9 protein-coding genes and 1 pseudogene are annotated in these 7,610 nt (G+C 38.5%); all 10 read right to left on the minus strand.

The window, feature by feature from the left end; translation table 11 throughout:
* Positions 1–225, minus strand: a 225-nt coding sequence (locus tag HU824_RS18650) for an NAD-dependent epimerase/dehydratase family protein (RefSeq protein ID WP_176469667.1), incomplete at its 3' end; no start/stop codon positions are given.
* A gap of 9 nt (positions 226–234) precedes the next feature.
* A complete protein-coding gene (locus HU824_RS18655) occupies positions 235–555 on the minus strand; it encodes a hypothetical protein (RefSeq protein WP_136011375.1) in 321 nt (106 codons plus the stop codon).
* Positions 552–743 carry a hypothetical protein gene (locus tag HU824_RS18660; RefSeq protein ID WP_176469668.1) on the minus strand — a complete coding sequence of 64 codons (192 nt, stop codon included), beginning with the start codon at positions 741–743 and terminating at the stop codon, positions 552–554. Before HU824_RS18660 ends, HU824_RS18655 begins: the two co-directional genes overlap by 4 nt.
* 34 nt (positions 744–777) lie before the next feature.
* Positions 778–1,905, minus strand: a complete 1,128-nt coding sequence (locus HU824_RS18665; protein WP_255260567.1) for a glycosyltransferase family 4 protein — start codon at positions 1,903–1,905, stop codon at positions 778–780.
* Positions 1,906–1,909: 4 nt separating this feature from the next.
* Positions 1,910–3,178 carry a nucleotide sugar dehydrogenase gene (locus HU824_RS18670; RefSeq protein WP_176469670.1) on the minus strand — a complete coding sequence of 423 codons (1,269 nt, stop codon included), beginning with the start codon at positions 3,176–3,178 and terminating at the stop codon, positions 1,910–1,912.
* A gap of 24 nt (positions 3,179–3,202) precedes the next feature.
* On the minus strand, positions 3,203–4,177 hold the full coding sequence (locus tag HU824_RS18675) for an SDR family oxidoreductase (protein WP_176469671.1): 975 nt from the start codon (positions 4,175–4,177) through the stop codon (positions 3,203–3,205).
* Between the two features lie 62 nt (positions 4,178–4,239).
* Positions 4,240–5,325, minus strand: coding sequence for a glycosyltransferase family 4 protein (locus HU824_RS18680; RefSeq protein ID WP_176469672.1), 1,086 nt, complete (start codon positions 5,323–5,325; stop codon positions 4,240–4,242).
* 44 nt (positions 5,326–5,369) lie between these two features.
* Positions 5,370–6,431, minus strand: coding sequence for a glycosyltransferase (locus tag HU824_RS18685; protein ID WP_176469673.1), 1,062 nt, complete (start codon positions 6,429–6,431; stop codon positions 5,370–5,372).
* A 24-nt stretch (positions 6,432–6,455) separates the two neighbouring features.
* Positions 6,456–6,786, minus strand: a pseudogene (locus tag HU824_RS18690) (transposase); the annotation flags it as partial.
* 17 nt (positions 6,787–6,803) lie between these two features.
* Entirely contained in the window at positions 6,804–7,484 is a 681-nt protein-coding gene (locus tag HU824_RS18695; RefSeq protein ID WP_255260568.1) for a hypothetical protein, read from the minus strand.
* Positions 7,485–7,610 lie beyond the last annotated feature (126 nt).

Consider the following 7,610-nt stretch of genomic DNA (forward strand, 5'->3'; position numbering starts at 1 on the left):
CTTCGTATCATGGGCTTTGCCAGCCAGATGGATAATGGCATCGAATTTCGGAAGATTCCGCATCGGAAAAGAAGCCGGTTCAATATCCTCCCAAGAGAAAGTCTTCACCACCCCCTCCTTTTCAGGAACAACGATATCCAGACCGTAAAGGGTATGGCGTTCCTTTAGGGCAATAACAAGATTGGAACCCACAAAACCGTGGATTCCGGTGATTAGTATGTTCATTGAAATATGCTAAAAAATATACTGACCGGAAACGTGATTATTGGTTATGTATTTGATAAAATAAGTATCTCCGATGACAGAGAAAAAAACATACCACGTCGTCTTAAAATTACGTTGATAAGTGATGTAACGCATATCCTTACCATAACGCTCAAAAAAAGCGGGAGCTTTCCTTTTCAATTTAGAATGAATGTTCTGTTGAATATCAGCTATCAGTTCTTCCACATAAGAAATAGCAAAAGGATAAGTACCCAGATACTCCTTCTCAACAAGTATTTTTATAAGTCCATACAAATCCTCCTCTACTTCGGGAGCAAATACGACTTTCATTCAAACAAAGCCTTTATACGAGGACGAAGCCTGCTCAATAATTCCTCACCGGAAATAGCACGCCTAATGTCATCACGTCCTTCCGTAACGATATTCGGATTATTCTCATTACCCGTATATACAACTACCGGTTCACTAACATTCGATGCCATTGGTTCTTGTTCCTTATATGGCTTAATCTTCCTCATACATCCAATCTTTCCACAAAGATACCCGGAAATATCAAGATATCCTAATAATTGATTGATAAATATCAAAAGTCTGCCTGACAACCTTATCTATAGAAAATTCTTCTTCCGCCAACAGACGAGAGTTCCTTCCAAACTCTTTTCTCTTCGCATCATCTTCTATCAATAGGCCGATGGCATTAGCCAACGCCCCACTGTCCTTGGCAGGAACCAAATAACCATTATATCCGGATCTCACGCATTCACGGCAACCCGGTACATCGGTTGTTACAATAGGGCGCCCTACCGCACATGCTTCAATCAAGGATTTGGGCAAACCTTCCCGATAGGAAGGCAGTACAACGATATCACTATCCGTATATATAGGAAACATTTGAGCCTGATATCCTATCCATTCAATATAATCATCGACAAGAAGAGACCTTAGCTTTTCTTCTCCCAAGACAGCCAGATTTTCTTTATCACAATCACCTGCCAATATGAATTTTACTTTTCCAACAAATCGCTCTTGAAGTAATTTGGCTGCATCAATGAACTCCATCACCCCCTTATCCAACAATATCCTTGCAGGAAAGAGTACCTTTAATTGAGTCTTGCCAGGAGCTTGGGAAAAAGCAAATTCATTCAAATCTACTCCCGATCCCTTTATCAGAAAGATATGGGACGAAGGAACCAGATTGAAACCTTTAATCATCCCCACATCATCCGGATTCTGAAGAATAAAGGAGAAAGACTTGCTTCTGAATGCAATGCGAATCAAAGTCCTTATCAACTTCTGCAAAATCCCATTCCTGCCGTTCGTAAAGTTATACCCCAATCCACTTATTGCATTCACAACATTATGTTGCCCTGACAACTTAGCTGCAACAGAACCTAACAATGCAGCCTTTAAAGTAACATGATGAATTATATCAGGCCTATACTTTCTGTAGTTTGTATATAACTGAAAAATACATTTCAATTCATGCAAAGGATTACTTCCAGAACGGTCAAAAGGAATATCGACAAAGCGAATCCCTCTCTCTTGCAAGAATTGTTTTCTTCCGGTATCCCTTGATAACAAATAAACGTCATATCCTTGCCGGATAGCATTCAAAGCAAGAGGCAGACGATGGGAAACAAAGAACCAATCGACATTGGTAACAAAGAAAAGCTTCTTCATTTTATCATAATCTGCCGTCAACCGATTCTTTGGGCAAGAAACCTTTGACATCAAACACGACAGACCGGGTCTTCGACAAACCTTTTATATCGATTCCGGCAAACTGTTGATGGGCAACCGCCAACACGACTGAGTCAAACTTTTCCTCAGGCAGTTCATTGACTACTTCAATTCCGTATTCATGCTCCACGATAGCCGGATTCGCCCACGGATCATAAACGGTCATATTCAGGTTATATTCCTTCAAAGCTTCATAAATATCTATCACTTTCGTATTACGTACGTCCGGACAATTTTCCTTAAAAGTAAAACCGAGTATCAGTATATTAGAGTTCAAGACCTGAATCCCTTTCTTCAGCATCAGTCTTACCACTTGACCGGCCACATACTCTCCCATACCGTCATTCATGCGTCTGCCTGCCAATATGATTTCAGGATTATAGCCATGACCCTGTGCACACTGGGCCAGATAATAAGGGTCTACGCCAATGCAGTGTCCTCCAACCAGCCCCGGCTTGAAGGGAAGAAAATTCCACTTGGTACTTGCAGCCTCCAGTACATCCTGAGTATCAATCCCCATACGAGTGAATATCTTGGAAAGCTCATTGACAAAGGCTATATTGATGTCACGTTGCGAATTCTCAATGACTTTGGCCGCCTCCGCCACCTTCATCGTGGGAGCCAAATGGGTTCCGGCAGATATGACAGAAGCATACACTTCGTCCACCTTCTTGCCAATTTCAGGAGTCGAACCGGAAGTCACTTTCTTTATCTTTTCGACTGTGTGTAGCTTGTCGCCCGGATTGATGCGTTCGGGGGAGTAGCCCGCAAAGAAATCCGTATTGAATTTCAAACCGGACACTTCCTCCACTACCGGAATACATTCATCCTCAGTCACCCCCGGATATACTGTAGATTCATACACAACAATATCACCTTTGGAAATCACCTTCCCCACAGTAGTACTTGCACTGTACAGAGGAGTCAAGTCCGGATTATGGTTATCGTCCACGGGAGTAGGAACTGCCACAACATAGAAGTTGCAATCACGAATGTCTTCAATGTCAGCCGTGCACTTGAAGCCGTTGGCAAGGGCAGACTGCAGCAATTCGTCCGATACTTCAAGAGTAGCATCATGCCCCTTCATCAGCGCATCCACACGGGATTTATTCATGTCAAAACCAACAGTTTTGTATTTCGTAGAGAACAAACGAGCCAAAGGAAGCCCTACGTAACCGAGACCGATTACGGCAATTTTAATTTCACGTTCCATTATATTCGATTAAATTTCTTAGTTTTACAAATTATTCTTATACCATTCAATGGCCTCATTAAGACCTCGTACAAAATCATATTCCGGCTCATAGCCAAGTAAAAGTTTCGCTTTACTAATATCTGCATTAGAATGCTTGATATCTCCCTTGCGTTCAGTACTGAAAACAGGCTCAATCTCTTTATCCAAAGCTTTTGTCAATGCATAGTAAATATCTATGAGGTATTCACGACCACCGAATGCAATATTAAATGCCTCACCAGCAGCTTCACTTGACGCAAGACATGCTTTCAAATTAGCTTCAATCACATTTTCAATGTAGGTAAAATCGCGACTTTGCTTACCGTCTCCATTAATGGTAGGACGTTCATCGTCAATCAACTGCTTGATGAACTTAGGAATTACAGCAGCATAAACTCCGTGAGGGTCTTGCCGACGACCAAACACATTAAAATAGCGCATTCCGTAAGTATCAAGCCCATAATGGAGAGTATATTGTTTCGCCCATTCTTCGTCACAACGTTTGGTCACAGCATAAGGAGAAAGCAAGTTACCTTCTTTTCCCTCCGACTTTGGAAGATGAGGTTCATCACCATAGACTGAAGAACTAGAGGCATAAACAAACTTTTTCACTTTATTTTGCCGTGCAGCTTCAAGCATATTGAGAGTTCCCTGGATATTGTTACCACAATAAAAAAGAGGCATCTCTATTGAGCGAGGTACACTGCCCCAAGCCGCTTGATGTAACACATAATCCACACCTTTACATGCTTCCATACAAGAATCAAGATTCTTTATATCGCCATGAATAAACTCGTAGTTGGGATTACCCATAAACATATCTACATTGGCTTGTTTACCTGTAGATAAATCATCAAGACACCTCACTTTATAGCCGAGGTTTAAAATAGCCTCACAAAGATTGGAACCAATAAAACCGGCTCCACCAGTCACCAAGAACAAAGAGCCTTGGGGAAATTTCAAATGTTTATATGCCATAATTTTACAATTATTATTACATCTTCAGTGAAATAACGGCTATACTAGACTTTGCAACAAAATCATAAGCTTTTATAAAGCCGCATATATTTTTGTGCTATAGTATTTATATCATATTGTTTGGCAAAAGAATAGCATTTTTCAGCAACATTATGATATAAAGAATCGTTTGCTAGAACTTCATTTATGCGTAGAGCCAATTCTTCATCATTCTGAAATTCGAACAGCAATGCTATATCATCTACCAAATCGCCAATACCCGGCACATTGGAACCAATAAAAGGTTTTCTGCATGACATGGCTTCAAGCATTGAGATGCTGAAACCTTCATGTTCTGAAGAAAGAACTATGACATCTGAAGCTTGTAGCAGATTAGGAACATCCTTTCTCAAACCAAGAAAATGTATACGAGAGCCTACGCCTACCGCTTGCGCATAATCTTTATTCTCCTTCAAAAGAAGACCATCACCAATACATAATAAATGCACATTACAATCAAGTCTCGACATCGCTTTGATAAGGGTCTTGTAATCTTTCATAAAACAGAATCTGGCTACCATTGTAACCAGTTTGCAATCGGGGGGCAGACCCATTTCCGTACGAATACCAGCAGGAACTGCATTTTCAAAAGATGAAATGTTAATCCCATTATTTATCACTACAGTACGTATATCCGGAATGTGTTGTTTGAGTGCTCGCTCTACCTCTTTGGATATTGTTATAATACAATCATAAGTACGATATACTCTTTTATCAATTATTCTAAATAATAGCTTCCCTCTACGTCTATTGGTTGTAGAATGTTCTGTATATATCAAACGGGCATTCACCCCTTTTAATATTTTAGCTAATGCTGCCACATAAAGGGATGGGAAAAGATGAACATTCACAATATCATAGTTACCTCTTTTGATAAAATCAGCTAACAAGTGAATATTTCTGAATGATTTTAAATTTTCAGACAATGCAAAACATTTTCCCCCTTGCTTTTCTAATAATTGAGCAAATTCCTTGTCCTCCGGATTTTTTAAACTTAATACATGAACTGTATTATCTTCTATCCTGCTTAGTGCTGTCGCTAATGTTAAGACTAATGCTTCCGCACCGCCACCTCTTGTAAATGAATTAATGATATGCAATATTTTCATCAGACTCCCCGTAATTCATCAATAATGAAATCAGTAAACAAAGGTTATGTATTCCTGAATAACAATTCCCATTTGTCAAAAACTCTACATGATTCAAATTCTAAAGAGGCTTTCTTACATTCTTGTGCAAGAAATGTTGCTTTTTGAGGATTTGTAAGAACTGTCAACATTCGTTTCGATAAAGTATCCGAATCCCCTACCGGAACAAGATACTTCCTAATACTCTCAGGAAATAGCATTCGAGGACCGCCACATGGGCAATCTGTTGAAATACAAGGAAGTCCAATAGCCATAGCTTCCATCAACGCATTGGGCATTCCCTCAACATCCGAAGACAACACGAACAGCCGTGCGCTTTTAATGAAAGCAGGAACATCGGATATTTGCCCAAGCAAATGAACTCTTTTTCCTATACCAAGTGACTCAGCATATAGCTTCAATGAAGTAGTATCTCCTGAACCATATATTATAAGATCATCATTCACCTGACTTGCAATTTTCGCAAACGATTCTATCAATAATCTATGATTTTTGAATTTGTTAATTCGACCGACTGTAACTATTCCAGAATGGGATTCACTTAGTTTCGTATTGTAAAAAATCTTATCAATAGGATTATATATAATAGAAGCTTTCTTTTGTATTACTTCAGGAAACCAGATTTTAGCATCATAGGTTTGGAAAACTATCGCATCTCCAAAACGAAACAATGTTTTGGCCAGAAAAGATGTAAAACCACTGCCATATTCCAAATCCGGACTACTACGAACTGAGAGAATGGATTTTATACCAGTTCCAAGTTTTGCAACTATTGCTCGAAAATTGGGTTCGGCCATAAACGAAACAAGAATATCCGGCCTTTCCGATTTCAATAATTTTCTCAATCGATATGTAAGTATTACATTCCTTTTAAAGTAACCTTCTATTTTATTCAAATCTAATGAAATACGCTGCACATCTTTTCCATAGGAATATTCCCATGAACAAGGAAAAGAGGTCACTAAAGTGCATTCATGCCCGCGAACGGACATTTCTGTTGCCAAATTAGTCAGCACTCTCTCAGCCCCCCCATTAGATATAGTATTAATATAGAAAAATATCTTCATTATATATTATTTTCTTAAGGTTTTGTGATGTGTTGCAGCCATTTCAGCACCGGCATCACTGCCATAATGAAGTGAATTGTTGCGTTGAGTAGTCAGCTTTCGAATGGTTTGCTCTGCAAGATTGTTGTCTATCGGCAATTCACCATCATCCAAGTAAAGACCTCTTTCCAGAATCGATTCAGATAATTAAGAGCTTCTGTATAATACTGCTTCTAAATTCTGAATCCTTTGACAGTTCACTGTCTGACAGGCTGCGCAACTCTATCAAGAGTTCCTTCATTTTCAAAATCTGCCTTTCTCGGGACCTTTCTTCTGGAGTGAATCCAGCATCATCACATTTACGCTCTCTCATAAAGGTTACTTACACCTATATTAAAACAAATATCTTTTTTTTAGTTTAAGATAAACACCTAAAAATTTAGCAGATAAATTATACCCTAGGAAAATGTGCATAAGTCTTACTTTTTTGGTTTTCCTATCTGTTGCATATTTTAATACATATGACATCTTTCTTACTTCCTGAAGCAAAAAGTCACGACAATTTGTTTCAGCTAAAAATATAATTCCTAAAACGACAATATACTGATAGGCGCAATACCCCAACAACATTTTTTTTATCTGGAAATCTTGACAATCCTCAGATATCATAGGAACCCATTTTTTTATAATATCAAGTAAATCCAACACGTTTTTTTCTCTAATAGAGTTGGTTATTGATCCACTTCTTCTTCGATATGCATAAAAAGGAAGATTAATAGCATAAAAATTATCGGCATGAAGAGTTAAAGAAAAATTCCAATCAATATCCTCTGAATAAATACCTTTTTCAAACCAAATATTATTATCTATCAAAATCTTTCTTCGAACGAGTTTATTACATGCACTAGGAATAAAAAGTCCATTGGATATAAGATATGAAAGAACAACTGACTTTTCACAGCCATTTATCTTATTAAGATTAAACTGGGGAAAGTATCTTATATGCTGGGATATGTCTTCTTCAAATGTAAATCTTCTAAAGAAAACAACATCAACATTTGAGTATTTATTCAATAAGTAATTCAGAAAAATAAATGAACATATCAGGCTCTTTTGGAGAAGTTGATAAAGTGGGATTTGCCCAGCCCCGCCAGGCCTCGATTGACAGCGTAGAACAGATTGTCAGTCGAGACATAATCC

Source organism: Bacteroides sp. L10-4, assembly GCF_013373675.1.
In the GTDB taxonomy this organism is placed as follows: Bacteria; Bacteroidota; Bacteroidia; order Bacteroidales; family Bacteroidaceae; genus Bacteroides; species Bacteroides muris.

Excerpts from the sequence above, each read along its gene's own strand:
- HU824_RS18660 (WP_176469668.1), bottom strand. The coding sequence starts at position 743 with ATGAGGAAGATTAAGCCATATAAGGAACAAGAACCAATGGCATCGAAT.
- HU824_RS18680 (WP_176469672.1), bottom strand. The coding sequence starts at position 5,325 with ATGAAAATATTGCATATCATTAATTCATTTACAAGAGGTGGCGGTGCG.
- HU824_RS18655 (WP_136011375.1), bottom strand. The coding sequence starts at position 555 with ATGAAAGTCGTATTTGCTCCCGAAGTAGAGGAGGATTTGTATGGACTT.
- HU824_RS18665 (WP_255260567.1), bottom strand. The coding sequence starts at position 1,905 with ATGAAGAAGCTTTTCTTTGTTACCAATGTCGATTGGTTCTTTGTTTCC.
- HU824_RS18670 (WP_176469670.1), bottom strand. The coding sequence starts at position 3,178 with ATGGAACGTGAAATTAAAATTGCCGTAATCGGTCTCGGTTACGTAGGG.
- HU824_RS18675 (WP_176469671.1), bottom strand. The coding sequence starts at position 4,177 with ATGGCATATAAACATTTGAAATTTCCCCAAGGCTCTTTGTTCTTGGTG.
- HU824_RS18685 (WP_176469673.1), bottom strand. The coding sequence starts at position 6,431 with ATGAAGATATTTTTCTATATTAATACTATATCTAATGGGGGGGCTGAG.